At 53.9% G+C, this 15,703-nt stretch carries 9 protein-coding genes; 7 read left to right on the top strand and 2 right to left on the bottom strand.

What is annotated here, in order from left to right; translation table 11 throughout:
- The first annotated feature begins 203 nt into the window (after positions 1-203).
- The 3 genes from FAP39_RS07015 to FAP39_RS07005 all read left to right on the top strand — a co-directional run bounded on the left by FAP39_RS07015 (position 204) and on the right by FAP39_RS07005 (position 9,671).
- On the top strand, positions 204-650 hold the full coding sequence (locus tag FAP39_RS07015; protein ID WP_138015690.1) for a hypothetical protein: 447 nt from the start codon (positions 204-206) through the stop codon (positions 648-650).
- 580 nt (positions 651-1,230) lie between these two features.
- Positions 1,231-2,886, top strand: coding sequence for an alpha/beta hydrolase (locus tag FAP39_RS07010; protein WP_138015689.1), 1,656 nt, complete (start codon positions 1,231-1,233; stop codon positions 2,884-2,886).
- A 53-nt stretch (positions 2,887-2,939) separates the two neighbouring features.
- Entirely contained in the window at positions 2,940-9,671 is a 6,732-nt protein-coding gene (locus FAP39_RS07005; protein ID WP_138015688.1) for a CHAT domain-containing protein, read from the top strand.
- 93 nt (positions 9,672-9,764) lie between these two features.
- Here FAP39_RS07005 and mepK read toward each other — a convergent pair whose 3' ends face one another.
- The gene (gene mepK, locus FAP39_RS07000; RefSeq protein ID WP_138015687.1) at positions 9,765-10,334 is read right to left on the bottom strand and encodes a peptidoglycan L,D-endopeptidase MepK; all 570 of its coding nucleotides are present in this window, start codon (positions 10,332-10,334) and stop codon (positions 9,765-9,767) included.
- 320 nt (positions 10,335-10,654) lie between these two features.
- On the opposite strand from mepK, the gene FAP39_RS06995 reads away from it, so the two are divergent.
- From FAP39_RS06995 to FAP39_RS06980, 4 genes are read left to right on the top strand one after another with little or no spacing between them, the layout of a single operon-like run.
- Positions 10,655-12,274 (top strand): L,D-transpeptidase family protein, encoded by a 1,620-nt coding sequence (locus FAP39_RS06995; protein ID WP_138015686.1) that lies wholly within the window; start codon positions 10,655-10,657, stop codon positions 12,272-12,274.
- Between the two features lie 27 nt (positions 12,275-12,301).
- Positions 12,302-13,393: a UDP-3-O-(3-hydroxymyristoyl)glucosamine N-acyltransferase gene (gene lpxD, locus FAP39_RS06990; RefSeq protein WP_138015685.1), complete on the top strand. Its 1,092-nt coding sequence runs from the start codon at positions 12,302-12,304 to the stop codon at positions 13,391-13,393.
- Positions 13,394-13,423: 30 nt separating this feature from the next.
- Positions 13,424-13,681, top strand: coding sequence for an acyl carrier protein (locus FAP39_RS06985; RefSeq protein WP_138015684.1), 258 nt, complete (start codon positions 13,424-13,426; stop codon positions 13,679-13,681).
- Between the two features lie 39 nt (positions 13,682-13,720).
- Complete coding sequence (locus tag FAP39_RS06980; RefSeq protein ID WP_138015683.1) at positions 13,721-14,929, top strand: beta-ketoacyl-[acyl-carrier-protein] synthase family protein; 1,209 nt, start codon at positions 13,721-13,723, stop codon at positions 14,927-14,929.
- A gap of 85 nt (positions 14,930-15,014) precedes the next feature.
- Here the strand turns inward: FAP39_RS06980 and FAP39_RS06975 are convergent, their stop codons facing one another.
- Positions 15,015-15,596 (bottom strand): invasion associated locus B family protein, encoded by a 582-nt coding sequence (locus FAP39_RS06975; RefSeq protein ID WP_138015682.1) that lies wholly within the window; start codon positions 15,594-15,596, stop codon positions 15,015-15,017.
- Positions 15,597-15,703 lie beyond the last annotated feature (107 nt).

Here is a 15,703-nt window from a genome sequence, read left to right as displayed (position 1 = left end):
GTGATTGGTCTCAAAGAAAATGACTGTGCATAGGTCATTGACGGGGGCGTCGTTGGAAAAGATACGGATTGCTCCTTGGGAAATGTCACACAGGTATCTTTGGGCATGAATTATGTCGGCAGTGCGCATCTAAACGGGATTATCAAAAGAATTTTGTATTACCCCACGCGCTTTGACGACGTAACCTTGCAGGAGATGAGTGTATGATTGTTCAGGACATGAATGGCTCCGACATCTCGGTCTTTGTCCACGAACAAGGAGCAATGGTTGAGGCGATGTTGCGGGCGCCCAACCAAACGACCTTTGATACGGCTGCCCAACAAATTGGATTGCTCGTTCAAGCGGATGGTCAATGGGTTCCAGCTCCGGGTATCGACATTTTTCGGATTGGCAAAATCACCAAAACTCCGGCGCAATATGATGTGAATGGGATCGAAATTGCCGCTGCGGTCTTTTTTCCAGAGTATCATGTGAACCTGAAGCTGGGGCACAGCGCCGTGGCAAAAGGGCTTTGGAAAAAATGGGCGATTTCGTGGTCTCAAGCGGGTACGGTGGAAACCTCGCATAATACCGAGACTGGTAAATCTCTGAATGGAATTACTCTGATTGACCCAAGTTCGGTGTCGAGCCCATCGTCGGTTTGGGGGTGAGCATGCAGTCAAATGGACTGGGGCCTTGGTGGTTCCCATCGCGATGGCGTGCTGGCTTAGGCAGGCTGTGCGGCACGTTCTTTGACGAAGCCAGTTGGCAACGTCATGACGAAGGGTATGCACGTGGTTCTCCTCCCAGAAACGTTTGCGACCGGCTCTTTCTGGCTGCAATGTTAAGAGATGCATCCCATGCGCCGAGTGTATTTAAGATTTGGGAATGCTGCGGCGTGTCGTTTTTGTTTTGGGTGCTTGTCAGAGGGTTTGGTTGGGCGTCTTACAATCGAATGTCTCTCGATTGCTGAGAATTTGTTGAACATTGATCTGATGTTGTTGTCAGAAATGCCGTGCACGAGAAGGGGTGATTTCCCGTGTGCGGCGGTTTTGTAGGGGAACAAATATTTGAAACGGCCGCTTTTGGGCCGATAAAATTTCGACGAAAGCCCAATTTTTTATGACATATTTTGAGTGTTTTTGGCTTACATGACAAATTTCCAGAGCTATTTGCCAATAAAACGCCCTGTGTTAGCCTGTAAGAATATTCGGAGACTTATGTCTCCTAATCTATTTGCAGGAGGTTGATGTGAAATTTTCACGCATCGCCATACCATTACTTGTTTCGACCCTAGGGATGACGGCAGTTCAGGCCCAAAATTTGCCAGATATCGGCATGATGGAGCTGTTTGCGAAGTACGAAAGCCGCAAAACTCAGGCCCCTCTGGATGCGCTGGACATTGCAGATCAAATTTTGGTCTCTGTTCAGGATTCTGACTTGCGCCTTGCATTCGCGCGCACCGCACTTGACGCAGAGCAACCACAACGCGCTCTATCCTATCTCGCGCCCATTCTAGATAGTTTTGATGCGCTCGATCCGCGCGCCACGCAGGTATTGGATCTTGCAGCACTGGCCTATGCGGGGCTTGGCGATGAGATGGGCGCTTTGCAGGCGTCTCTTGGTGCGTTTAATGCGGCCGCCCAGCGCCTTGGTACTCAAAATCCGGTGCTATCCGCGCGACTTGATGTGCTTGAGCCGCAGGTCGAAAAGCTCATGCCGCATCTGATGCAGACGCTGCGCGGGTTACGCGACAATCTTGACGTAATTGTGGATCCTGATGCAACTGTGCGCGCGACTGATCCAACGGCGGTCAAGGTCTGGTTTGGAACAAATCGCGTGGCAACAGGGTCCCAAGACCCTGCGCAAATGTTTGGCACAGATCGTGGCGATTTGACCGTAGGAGAACTGACGGTCACCATCCCGCCAAACCATATGGCAGGAATGATTGAGCGCCCCGAGGGGTGGTTTTTTACCGAACATCTTGACCCGGACAAGCATGTTGTGTTGTCCAGTATCCAAGATTTGACGCTTGAGGCGTTTGCCCAAGGGTGCTGTGATAAAGATGATAAGCTGATGTTTATCCACGGCTATAACGTCACCTTCCACGATGGGGCGTTGCGGGCCGGACAGTTGGCGTTTGATCTCGAGTTTCCTGGACAGGCGCTCTATTACAGTTGGCCGTCGCAAGGGTCCCTTTATGGGTATCTATCTGATTCAAATGGTGTTTTGGCAACGCGACCCGCACTTGAAACCTATTTGGAAATTGCCACGCGTGGGCAAGGCACCTTGCATATTATCGCGCACTCTATGGGCAACCGGTATGCGATCGAAGCCTTGGAAACGTTTTTCCTTAAATTCCCTGACCGGCGTGTTGGTCAGCTTATTCTCGCGGCACCAGATGTGGATCGGGCTGAATTGGCCACCAGATTTGACGCGCTCAAATCACATGCCGACGGCATCACGCTCTATGCCTCAAAATATGATCGGGCATTGCAAGTGTCGCGCCATGTCAATGGGGGATACCGCGCCGGAGATGCCAATGGTGACTTGATCCAGTTGGCTGGGCTGGACACGGTTGATGCATCTTTGATTGAAACGGATTCCCTTGGGCATTCCTATTTCGGGGACGCGCCGGCACTGTTGGGCGATATTTTGGGGCTTGTCCGATTGGGGTGGGAACCCCTTGAGCGATGCGGGATCAAACCCGGGGCTGGTAAAACGGTTTGGGATGTTCAGCCCGACGGCTGTCCTGTGGAGCAGGTGCGCACGGCTGGGGATTTGATCCGGCTGTATCCGGATGCGCCCCTGAGCGAAGCCCAGAGCCGTCTTGAAGATGCCTCTGGCGAGCAAGAAGAATTTTGGTTGGGCGTTATGGCGGTCATCCAGGAGCGCACCAGTCAATAGAACAATCTGACGATCGGGTTTCGACCCAAGACGCAATTTGAGGAGATGAGACGATGACTCTGGCGAAATTTGGTTTGGTTATTGGCTTGTGTTTGTCTACCGCGTCTATGGCATATTCCGATGGCGCACCCGCCGTTGACGGTGTTTATGCGCCGCCTTCAACGGCGTCTTTGAAAGCCGCATTTGCCACTGCGTCTACCCCCTTGGATGATCCGCGTATTGCCCGATGGAATACCATGGTCCAAGCCGGAGAGTATGCGAGCTTGATCCGCGAGACCGAGGCAGACTTGCGATCGAATTCACCGCATCCCTATGCAGAACATGTCTGGAGTACCGCTCAGTGGGGGCTTGGCGCTTTGGGGGATGGTGTGTTTCCCGAATATCCTAGCGACCTTGCGGATACGCTAGAGTATGCGGCGCGGGCGTTTGCGTATGAGCGGCTTGGGCAGAATGGTCTGTTGGCGCAAATGGGGCAGGGGTCATTGGCACGCCCCGCGGTCTCGTATTGGGCAGATTATGAAATTGCCTATGGCGTGTGCGGTGTCGCCCAAAACCAGCTGTGCCGGGATCTGTCTTTGCGGCTTTTGCAAGCCTATCCAAATGATTTTGGGGTGGCATGGCTGACGGGGTCTTATGCAGAAGATGGCCGCGCGGATTTGCTGGCCAAAGTGTCAGCCCTTCCGGAAAGTGCGGGACGGGCTTTGACGACGTGGATGCTGAAGAATAATGTCTATACCTATTCCGAGAGCCGTGCCATCTCGCGCGCTTGGCTCGATCATGTTCCAAATGATCCCCATGCACTTCGCAGATATGCGTATCAATTTGAATCTCAGGATAAACACGCCGAGGCCCTGAAGCTGTTCCAAGCAGAACATGCCGCATATCCTTTGCGTGATGCTCCGGAACGTGTTGCACGTGCCAAAGCCCGGCTGCGTGATTTTTCCGGGGCATTTCAAACGCTGAATGCGTGGATTTCTGTTGCCGAGCCCGTTCAAAACCGCCCTTGGCGCACGACTGTGGCGCTGACCAAAGCCTTGCGTATCGCTGGTGAATTGGGGCGTGCGCGCGAAACGGCACTCAAGGGTCGCGAGATCAGCCCGGACAATATTCAAATTCAGATCGAATTGGCGCGTGTTTTAGAGAGCGAAGGGTTTCCTCTGGAGGTTCTGGATGTGGTCGAGCCTTTGATGGCGGTCCATCCGACGGATTTGGAAGTCGCAAGCCAGTATTTTGATGCCTTGTATGACGCTGAGATGAGCCTCGAGCTCGTGCCGGCGTTGCAAGAATATATGGCGGCTGGTGGCACAATGACGCCGTCATTTGTGAACACGTGGCGCAGGGCACTCAATAATTTGGACCGTCCTCAAGATGTCGCAGAGGCGTTGGATTATGCCTTGCAACATTTCCCCGAAACCCATTGGATGGTCGGGAATTTCGCGTGGTCTCTGAACAAAAAGGGCGACAAGCAAGCCGCCTATGATCTGCTCGTTGATCTTGCCAACAGACAAGCCCCGATGTCGTGGCGCGCCAAGTTGCTGCGCGAGATTGGTCAGGATCTTGGCCAGTCAGAAGAACTGGTAACGTTGTTTGACGGGTTTGCCACAAAGTACCCGTATTCTGAATATGTCTGGCGGGAGCTGGGTAAGGTCAACGGTGATCCAGTTGCGACATGGGATCGTGCGGCCAAAATGGCGCCGGGTTTGGTCTTTCCTGTGGTCAAAAAGGCCTATGAGGTGGCACAGGATGATTATTCCAACTGGGCGTCGGCATATGAGATCATGAATGACGCCATTGATGCGGCACAACTGGTCGATTTAGAGGCGGGCCAGATGATCAAATTGTATGACACGCGTTCTGCAATATTGGATTCGGCGCATCTGAAACGACAAGTCTATGAACCAGATCTGATTACCATTGCGCTGGAGGACTTGGACAAAGCCCGCGCGCTTGGCATGAGTGAAGATGATTACTGGTCAAACCGATTTTATACCATTGGACGTGTTGGGCCTTCCAAAGAACGATCCGCAGCGGCGTTGCAAATGGTTCGGTATGCCCCGGACAATATGAACCGGATTGCGCATCTCTTTGATGGTAAGATTACGCAATTTTTCGGAAATGGGGCGCTTGGATTTCCATACTTGGACATTTTTGTCAGCCGAAGCCCGCGCGATTCCGAACGGTTGGAAGACGCAGCACATCGCCAGAACAAATGGGGCGGGTCTGCGGTTGTCGCGCTGTCATTGCTTGAACGCGCCAAACGATGGAATCCGGATGCGGATGTAAACACAGAGATGAACTATGCCTATTCCTATCTGGGCGCACATCAACGGCACTATGAATTTCTGTACACCAAAGGTGAAAAAATCTCGAGTTCGCTTCGATATGTCAACTGGTGGGAACGTGCCCGCAAAAATGCGCGTGGTGAACAAAATACCATCAAGTCGCTTGATTTGGAAAACATGCGCGTGGTTTTGTTGCGACCCGACGGCATCGAGGAAGAACGCCGATATGACCCTGTTCTTGGTCGTCAAACCTTTTTGAGAGTCGGGGCCGCAGTACAGCACATCGATTACACCAGTGATGGCTATATGACTGGAATTCGTATGGGCAGCCGTATGGGGTATGTCCTTGAGTATAGCGCTCCGACCAATGATGGTTTGAATCGGTATGTCATCCGGATGGAAATGCCAGACGGCCAAGAAATGCTGTTCGATTATAACGAAAATGGAAACGTCACCCGTCTCGAGATCGTCGGCAAAGGCCATATGGACATCAGCTACGATGAACATGGTGAAATTTCCGAAACCAATGCTATTCCACTCGACCCAGACTATAACGCGTCCCAGTTTGCCTTGGATATCACGCGAGGATTTCAGGATCTCTTGCGTGTTGTCAGAAGTGCGTCTGGCAAAGGCGGTGACCAATTCTCAGAGAGTGACCTGCAAGACGAGCAGGTCGATGGCCTGCGCAACAAGCTCTATGAAGATAACGAAGACATGGACTGGGCCGATTATCTTGGTTTGCAGATCGATCTTGCTGCAACCCTTCTGGATAAGATCGCAGATTTCCCGGGCTACGCGGATGAATCCACAGACTTGCTCCGCGAGGTCTATTATCAGGCAGCAACACCGGAATACTATGAAGAAGAGCCTGTAGAAGCCCAAGAGCCGACCGCACAAGAGCTTGTGCAATTGGCCAAAATGGAGGCGCACGGTGTGACAGCCGTACGGTTGTATCATGCGTTGCTGACCAAGACCCGTTCGAGCGGCATGCCCTTGTATTTGTGGGAAGAGTGGGGAGAAATGCGCAAATGGGCCCTGTCGGTTGAAACCGACACGCCAGAAGTCAACGCCGCGCGTGTCGCGCTCAATCGTGAACTGGAAAACAGCACCTTGCGGCCCATGTCTCAGGCGGGGTGGTTACGTGGATCACATCTGTCAAACCCAGGATTTTGGCGCGCACATGACACCAGTATCATTTTCCCCGTGGCTCTAAGTGACCGGATCAAAACCCGAGACATTCTTGTGCGCGAGAATGGGGATGTGGTTGTCGCCTCAAATTACGGGATCTCTGTGCTTCGGCGCGGGTTCTGGGAATGGTTCGGGTTCAACCCAAGCACAGGCGGCTTTGTCACCGACATGGATTATGGCGCGCTTGACGGGTCTTCGAATTTTACGTCGCTGGCTGAGGATGCTCAGGGGCGTTTGTGGATCGGGGGACGCAGTGGTCTGGTGATGCTTGACGGCGACTATGTCGGCAAGGCCACGCGACTTAAATCCGGGCGCAATGGGTTGTTCCAAGGTGCTGTTGACGCTTTGGCCACCCAAGACGGGCAGTTGATGGCTGGCGGCAGCAGCGGCCTTGCGCGTGTGCAACTGGACACGTTGGCGATTGATACGATTGATGAAAAACCTGTCACAGGTGTGCGCGCAACCACCGATGGCTGGCTTGTCATCGGGCGTAACCATTTGGGGTGGGTCGCTGACGCAGAACTGGTCAAACTGACGGATTACCGCGTGACAGATGCCATTCTGGATCAAGAGGGGGTCTTGTATATCTTGCAGGGCAAGACGCTGACCTCTGCATCGATGGAGGGTGTCTTGTCGGGAACCGACATGCCAACACCGGTATTTGGCCAAGAAACCATTGCCGCAACTGCCGAACCTTATGGGTTGGCGATGATCTCTGTCGACGAATACGACAGCGGGTTGGCGGTGTTGACAGATCAGGGTGCCAGTATTCTGGCACAGGGCACTTTTGAACACATGCGCGTTCCAAACAGCGACCGTGCCATCCCCATTTTGGATATGTTCGAACATGGAAAACGGGTGTTCATGCGCACCGCCAATGGCGTGAACGCAGTGGTGCGGGGCCAAGTCAGCTATCCATCGTCGGATCGGGTGTATGCCTTGGCCACGGATATGGAGCTGGGCGTGACCTATATGGCAGACGGCGGTCAGATCAGTGTGCTGGATCATACTGAAGACACGCCAAGAGCCGAGTATTTTGCGAGTGCGGATGCGACCGTGCTCAAGATAGCGCCTGATGGTGCGTTAATCGCCAACGACGGCCGATACGTGCTGCGCTATGCGCGCGGCTCAACCGAAGCGCAGGAATTGTTCTATGCCGAGCAAACGGTGCCCGAGGATTTCAACCCTTCAAATATTCACGATATTCTTGTGGCCTCGGACGGCAGCATTTGGGCCACCGCCGGTGCATCGGTTTTTCATTGGCAAGAGGATCAGGAGCTTAAAGAATACAGCCAGTTTATCGATCCGCGATTTGCGCCCAATTCCGATATGCTTGCCGGCATTTTCGAAAGCATTGACGGGCGTATCCTGCTTGTGGCCTCGTCCGAAGGGCACCGCAGCTATAAGCAACGCGGCATGAAAGGTGGATTGTTCGAGTTTGACGGCACGGACTTTGTGAAATTCGAAGACGAGGTCACCGGCCGCTGGTTCATGTCCAGCTATACCAAGCTGGACGACAAAACAGCCGTTGCCGGAACCACCGCTGGGTTTTCGGTGCACAAGGGCGAGACGCTGGTCGCCTTGGACCGTTCGGGCAATAGCTCTTACGAGGCTCTCAAAAAGATACAGCCCGCGCTGTATATGGGCACTCAGGGTGCCAAACTGGGCGAAGACCTGTGGCTGTTTGGTTCGGCGGGTGGCGTTGTCGCGATGCAAAACGGGGTGTGGTTTAATACGGACCGTCTGAACTGGATGTTGCCGGGACAGGAATATGCCAACTATGGATCGCGGGCGGTGCATGCTGTGGCCACAGATTCCCGCGGGCGCGTGTATGTGGGGACCGATTGGGGGCTGACTGTCTATGACCCGGACGGAGAAGGGGCGGAAAGCTTTCTCATTTCCGAGCAGCGTGGCGAATACGCGTTTAGTGCGTTGGAGCAACAGCGCATGGGTGAAGTAAACGACATTCTGCTCGAGGCCCTGCCGCAAGATACCAAGGCGGGGAAAATGGCCACGGCGTTTCGTAAAAATCGGCGCGAGCTTGCCAAGAAAGAACAGGCCTTTGAACTGGCAACCGCAGAAAAAAACCCAATCGCTGGCAAGCTGGACAAACAAGTTCTGCGTGCCCGTCAACGCGATATTGCCCTGTTGGCCAAGCTGGAAAAAGATCAACCAACCCTGTTCAACATGCTCCAGCTGAATCCGTTGGATTTGCGGGCTTTGGCACGAAAATTGCCAGAAGATCTTGTGATTGCACAGTATCTGCCGACAAAAAATGCACTGCATATCAATTTGGTGACATCTCGGGGCGCGACCCTGCGGTCCGTCACTGTGCCGTATGAGGATATCCAGAGCTTTTCCAGAATCGCGGCTGCGGCCATGGCGGCCCAAGCAAGAGGTATCAACCGGGGCGAGGGCGATGCAGCGGCGTCTGGTCAGCGAGGAGGCGTTCCGTTGTTTGACTTGTCTGGCGGCGAAAAGGAATCCGCCGCTGCAATCAAGACCAATGACGCGTTGGTGTGGCTCTATGATAAACTGTTGCGGCCCATCGAACACGCGGTTCCAGAAGGGGCGACGCTGGTTGTGTCTCCGTCTGGTGGTTTGAGCTATGTCCCGTTTGCAGCCCTTATCCGCAGCGTCCAGGGAGATACGCCCGAATTTGCGGTTCAGCATTTTGATATGGTGACCGCACCCAGCCTGTATGCGGTCGAGATGATGTTGGATGACTCACCATCTCTTGCCATGTCGCATGTGGTGTTTGGTGATCCTGATGGCACGTTGCCTGCCGCACGCACCGAGGCCGAAAATGTGGCGCAAATTCTTGAGCCGGATTTTGTGGAACTTCGGATCGGCGAAGAGGCAAGCTATGATGAATTGTTGACCTATGCGGGAGATGCCAGATTTGTGCATCTGGCAATGCATGGCAAGTTGGATCATCAGTCTCCCAAGGACAGCTATCTTTTGCTGGCCGAAGGGCGGCGCATGTCAATTCCTCAGATCATGACATTGCCGCTCGAAGAAAGCGAACTGGTGTTTCTCTCGGCTTGCGAAAGCGGCCTTGGCACGGATGGATTGGAATACCGTACAATTGCTCACGCATTTGCACATGCAGGCGCCCCATCGGTCGTGGCCACCTTGTGGCAAGTCGATGATGCCGCCACACGCAAACTGGCCGAGGCGTTTTATCAATCCAAGATGGACGGAGAGACCAATGCGACCGCGCTGCGTACCGCACAACGTACGATGATCGCTGATGGCGGGCGTCATTCGTTGCCCGGGTACTGGGCCGCTGCGATGGTGTTTGGAAAACCTTGATTGGTCCGCGGGCAAGCCTGATAAGCGGGCACAAAAAAAGCTGGCGCAAATCTGGGCCAGCTTTTGAATTTTCTATGTGATGGACCCGAGAGGTTAGCGCCCCCAAGTCCGAACCGGACCGCAATCCATGTGCACAAAGTTGGACCCCGAGTACCGCCCAACACCGCCGGCACGACAGGCAGTGGCTGCTTTGGCCATTTGATTGACCGACCGTGACGACAACCGAAGGTCAGCGGCTTGACCCTTCATATGCAATGAATTCTTGGCAACCCCGCGAGAGCGCGAGCGCAGCATGGCGTTGGTTTGCGGGCTGCGATATCCCGACAGCAACATATAAGGCTCGCTGATATCCATCATGTTATGCGACGCGGCCATAATGTCGATGGTGCGCAGGTCAATTTGTTTGACCCCGTCCGTGCGCCAGTCACGCATGAATTTGTGAACTTCCTTGACGGCATCTTTGATATAATCGCCCTCGATCCAGTAAATCGTATCAAGACGTTCACCGGTACGACCCGAATACATGCGGATGCGTCGAATATCGCCAGCGCCCCGAAGGAAACCCGCGGCATTGGAAAATGTGGGGGCTGCGACCAAAGTGGTTGCAGCGAATGCGCGCAATAAATTGCGGCGTGTCATGCTCACAGAGCTATGGTCTGTCATCGTAAAAGCGCCTGTCCCGTCGCTACTCTGCCATCGCGATGTTACGCGATATTTTGTTACCATCCCCAGATGTGCAGACCTTATTGCATATTTAGAATCGCCAACCAAGCTTGGATTTAGATACAAATGTTTGTTTCAAGGGTTTTAGGCGAATTTCTGCTGAATTGATTATGTCTGTGGCCGAAACACCCAAAAATCATGATCCGTTTGCATCATCTGTACAACTCGCGCGACTTTCTCATAAAAGTGAATGGACATAGGCCGTTTTTTGCCAGAGAAAAAATGCCACGCATCCGTATTATTGCGCAAGGAATGTCTATATGTTGTCTCGGCCCAGAAAATTGTCTCACTATCTTGGAGCAAGCTGTTTTGCTGTGATGTCGCTGGTCGTGTCACTTCCGACCACTGCGACGTCTCAGGTGACGGCATTTAAACAGGCTGTCGCAGAGGCGGCCGCCCGTGATTCGGATCTTGCGGCATATTATCGCCAAAACGGATATCAACCGATTTGGACGGGCATGGATGACATTGATCTCAAGCGTCGTCAGGCCTTGCTGGATGCATTGGCGGATGCGGATGACCATGGATTGCCCGCTGCGCGCTATGATCTGGATGATCTTATGACCCAGTTGAGCGCGGCAAAGACACCGCGTGATGTTGGATTGCTTGAGGTCGAACTGAGCAAGACATTCCTTCAATATGCCAAAGATGTCCAAAGTGGCATGTTCAAGCCTTCATCATTGGACAGCGGAATTGTCCGCAGTGCGCCTGTGCGCGACCGTCAACAGACCTTGGCCGCGTTTGAGTTAAGCAAACCTGCGCAATATGTTCGGGATTTGCCTCCAAGTTCCCCTGAATACACACGCTTGATGAAAGAAAAGCTGCGGCTTGAGCGCCTGATTGCGGATGGCGGATGGGGGCCTCGCGTTTCCGCCAAAAAGCTGGAACCGGGCGACAGCGGCAAGGCCGTTGTGGGTCTGCGTAATCGTTTGCATACGATGGGGTATCTGGGGCGCAGCGCGTCTAGATCTTTTGATACGGATATCCAAAAGGCCGTTCAGGCATTTCAGCTTGATCATGGTCTGGAAGCCGACGGCGTTGCCGGGCAGGGCACAATCACAGAAATTAACAAATCCGCCGAAGATCGCCTGAAGTCCGTGATCGTTGCGATGGAGCGCGAGCGCTGGCTCAACTTGCCCGAGGGCAAAGGTGCACGGCATGTACTGGTCAATCTGGCTGACTTTCACGCGCGTATTGTGGATCATGACATCGTGACGTTCAAAACGCGCTCGGTTGTTGGCAAGAACCAATCGGATCGCCGCAGCCCAGAGTTTTCTGACACTCTGGAGCACATGGTCATCAACCCAACTTGGAATGTGCCACGCTCGATTGCGACCAAAGAATATCTGCCGATGCTCAAACGGAACCCAAATGCGGTCGGCTATTTGCGTTTGATCGACTCGCGCGGTCAGGTCGTGAACCGAGGGAATGTGGATTTCACGCAATATTCTGCGCGGACCTTCCCGTTTGACATCAAACAGCCCCCGGGAAATCGTAATGCGCTTGGTCTGGTCAAGTTCATGTTCCCCAACAAACACAACATCTATCTGCACGACACCCCCGCCAAGAGCCTGTTTGCGCGCGAAAGCCGTGCCTATAGCCACGGATGTATTCGTTTGCACCAACCCTTTGATTTTGCCTATGCCTTGCTGGCAGTCCAGCAAGACAACCCTAAACAGTTCTTCCAATCCAAGCTTAAGACAGGTCGCGAGACCCAAGTTGATCTGGATACCGAAATTCCGGTGCATATTATTTACCGCACCGCGTTCACAAACGCCAAAGGACCGGTGCAATTCCGACGTGACGTTTATGGACGTGACGCCAAGATCTGGAAAGCAATGGCGAATGAAGGGGTGGCGTTGCGCTCGGTTCAGGGCTAAAAAACCACTGCATATCGCGGAGGTTTCATGGGCTATACAATCCAGCAAATCGCAGAGGCTCTTGATGCCGAAGCATTTGGAAATACGTCACTTAAGATCAATCGCGTTGCTGAACCCGCGTTGGCTGGCCCAGATGATCTGGCGCTGCTGACCAATCCAAAATTTGCCGATGGGTTGGCATTGGGGAAAGCCCGCGTTGCTCTGGTGTGGCCTGGTGCTGACTGGCAGGCGCTGGGTTTAGAAGGCGCCATCATCTCCACGCGCGGACGTTTCGGCATGTCAGGATTGACCGCAATGGTCGACCCAGGCCAACATTTTCCAATTGGGATTCATCCGTCTGCTGTCGTCGATCCAAGTGCGCAGATTGGGAATGATGTGTCGATTGGCCCGCTGGCCGTAATCGGTCCACGGGCGGTCATTGGCGATCAAAGCATGATTGGGCCGCATTGTTATGTCGGGGCTGACGTCACACTGGGTACACAGACATTCCTGCGGGAAATGGTCTCTATCGGGGCGCGTGCTACGATTGGCGATCGGTTCATTGCACAACCTGGTGCGCGGATTGCCGGAGACGGGTTTTCTTTTGTGACCCCTGAAAAATCCGGTGTTGAAGCCGCGCGAGAGACCTTGGGCGATCAAGGTGAAGTTACCGCGCAGTCTTGGGCACGCATCCACAGTCTGGGGTCCGTGACGATCGGCAACGACGTCGAGGTTGGGTCAAATACCTGTATCGATTGCGGTACCATTCGCGACACCATCATCGGCAACGGCGTCAAGCTCGATAATATGGTGCACATCGCCCATAATGTTGAAATCGGTGATGATACCCTGCTTGCCGGGCAATGTGGCATTGCCGGATCCACAAAAATCGGGCGCAATGTGGTGATGGGCGGTCAGTGCGGTGTGTCAGACAACACGACCATCGGTGACAACGTCATTGCCGGCGGTGGCAGCAAGATGATGTCCAAGGTGCCCGCAGGCCGCGTGGTCTTGGGATATCCGGCTGTCAAAATGGAGTCACATTTAGAGATGTATAAGGGACTTCGGAGGTTGCCACGTCTGTTCAAAGATTTTGCAGCACTTCAGAATTCTGTCTCAAAGAGAGACACCAAAGACTAGTGAGCCACACTTGGCGAAAGGACCGATCAAATGAACGTCAAAGACAAGGTGATTGAAATTATTGCCGAACAGGCGGTATTGGACCCCTCGGATGTGACCATGGACAGCACGCTTGAAAGCCTTGGGATTGACAGCCTCGGCTTGGTCGAGAGCATTTTTTCCATTGAGGAAGCCTTTGATATTTCTGTACCGTTTAATGCAAACGAGCCAACGCAAAGTGAATTTGATATCTCGTCAGTCGCCAGCATTATTGCTGGGATCGAGACACTCAAAGCGCAGCAGTCTTAGGCGTGTGGCGCCTAGGATGACACATAAGGATCAGGTCAGATGAAGCGGGTGGTGATTACCGGAGCCGGCACAATCAACGCACTTGGGCACACGGTGCCTGAAACCTATGAGGCCATGCGCGAAGGTCGTTGCGGCATTGGTGAACTTGAGATGCGCGATGTGGACCGGTTGGCGATCAAAATTGGCGGGCAGGTGCGCGGCTATAAGGCTGACACCTGTTTCAACCGCCAGCAATTGGCCTTGTATGACCGGTTTACCCAGTTCGCGCTGATCGCCGCACGCGAGGCTGTCAAACAATCGGGCCTTGAGTTTTCGGGCGATCTGGCTGCGAAGTCGGGGGTTGTTTTGGGCACTTCGGGCGGCGGGATGCAGACGCTGGATGAAAACTATCGAAGCGTCTATGGCGAAGGTAAAAACCGCGTGCATCCATTTGTGGTGCCCAAGCTTATGAACAACGCCGCGGCAAGCCATGTCAGCATGGAGTTTAACCTTAAGGGTCCAAGCTTCACAGTTGCGACGGCCTGTGCATCGTCCAACCATGCGATGAGCCAAGCGTTTCAGATGGTGCGCTCGGGCATGAGTCCGGTGATGGTCACGGGCGGGTCTGAATCCATGCTGTGCTTTGGCGGCGTCAAGGCATGGGAAGGATTGCGTGTGATGTCCAAGGACGCCTGCCGTCCGTTTAGCGCAAATCGTAATGGGATGGTACAGGGCGAGGGCGCAGGGGTGTTTGTGTTCGAAGAATACGAGCATGCCACAGCGCGTGGCGCGGATATTCTGGCAGAAGTCGCGGGTTTCGCGATGAGCTCTGATGCCTCTGATATTGTGATGCCCAGCAAACAGGGGGCGGCCCGCGCCATCTCTGGCGCATTGGCCGACGGGCGTATCAACCCCGAAGAGGTCGGCTATATCAATGCGCATGGAACAGGCACCGCCGCCAATGATAAGACCGAATGTGCAGCGGTGGCGGATGTCTTTGGCCAGCATGCCGATACGCTGATGATATCGTCGACCAAATCGATGCATGGCCATTTGATTGGCGGCACGGGGGCTGTAGAGCTGTTGGCCTGTATTATGGCGCTGCGCGAAGGGGTGATTGCCCCGACAATCGGCTACCAAGAGGCCGATCCGGAATGCGCATTGGATGTGGTGCCCAACGAGGCGCGCGAGGCGGATGTCGATGTCGTGTTGTCAAACGCCTTTGCGTTTGGTGGGTTGAACGCCGTTCTGGCGCTGCGAAAAGTGTAACGCGCGGGACAACTCAACAGTCTATGGTTTAACGAAAAACGCCGCCCTGATCAGAGCGGCGTTTTGTATGATACTCGTTCGCGCGTTATTGCGGAACCGGTGTGGCCTTTTCATACGCTTCTTTGAAGCCGTCCAAGGACATGATCACGGTGACAACTTGATCTGGTGCCCGGGCAGGAATGATCGACACCAGCGCTTGATCTGCGCTTTTGTAGTATTCCGCTTCGATGGCTGACAGACCCATGCGCGCAAGACATCCAATCGAGTTGCAATAGGCATATGGCACACGGTTGGCGACCTGTTCACCGATGGTGATGGTCAAAGGCACAGTCAGAAGCGATTCAAGTGGGGCGATAAACGTCGCACCTGCTGCGGCTTGCCCGCCTTCGGGCAGACGATACATCGTCACTTCGGCGACGGCATTGCCTTGCGCGTCTGCCAACAATTGATACATCCGGCATGGGCGCGGCTCGGGGCCGTCTTTTGCACATTGCAACTGCCACGCACCAATTTGCTCTACGGTCACGTCATCCGCTGGGGCAGGCGCCGCGTTTTGCGGGGGTGTTTGACCCAATGTTCCGTCCGAAAGCGATCCAACCTGAGCGGTCAGCGGTGCTGCGGTGGCCAAAAGAGCTGAGAGTGCCAGAATTAGTTTGGTCTTGGGCATACGAAATATCCGTTCAAGAAGTCTCTAGTCGAGCATGATCTACCATGCCCCAAACGGTTTGTCAGGGCAGAGTCAGCGCTTTTGCTGTCCGCATGGCAATTTTCCGC

Source organism: Shimia litoralis (genome assembly GCF_005518135.1).
In the GTDB taxonomy this organism is placed as follows: domain Bacteria; phylum Pseudomonadota; class Alphaproteobacteria; order Rhodobacterales; family Rhodobacteraceae; genus Shimia_E; species Shimia_E litoralis.
Note: the sequence above shows the minus strand (reverse complement) of the source record. Positions and strands in the feature narration are given on the sequence as shown.

Coding starts and splice junctions, on each gene's coding strand:
- FAP39_RS07015 (WP_138015690.1), top strand. CDS start 204: ATGATTGTTCAGGACATGAATGGCTCCGACATCTCGGTCTTTGTCCAC.
- FAP39_RS07005 (WP_138015688.1), top strand. CDS start 2,940: ATGACTCTGGCGAAATTTGGTTTGGTTATTGGCTTGTGTTTGTCTACC.
- mepK (WP_138015687.1), bottom strand. CDS start 10,334: ATGACAGACCATAGCTCTGTGAGCATGACACGCCGCAATTTATTGCGC.
- FAP39_RS06995 (WP_138015686.1), top strand. CDS start 10,655: ATGTTGTCTCGGCCCAGAAAATTGTCTCACTATCTTGGAGCAAGCTGT.
- lpxD (WP_138015685.1), top strand. CDS start 12,302: ATGGGCTATACAATCCAGCAAATCGCAGAGGCTCTTGATGCCGAAGCA.
- FAP39_RS06985 (WP_138015684.1), top strand. CDS start 13,424: ATGAACGTCAAAGACAAGGTGATTGAAATTATTGCCGAACAGGCGGTA.
- FAP39_RS06980 (WP_138015683.1), top strand. CDS start 13,721: ATGAAGCGGGTGGTGATTACCGGAGCCGGCACAATCAACGCACTTGGG.
- FAP39_RS06975 (WP_138015682.1), bottom strand. CDS start 15,596: ATGCCCAAGACCAAACTAATTCTGGCACTCTCAGCTCTTTTGGCCACC.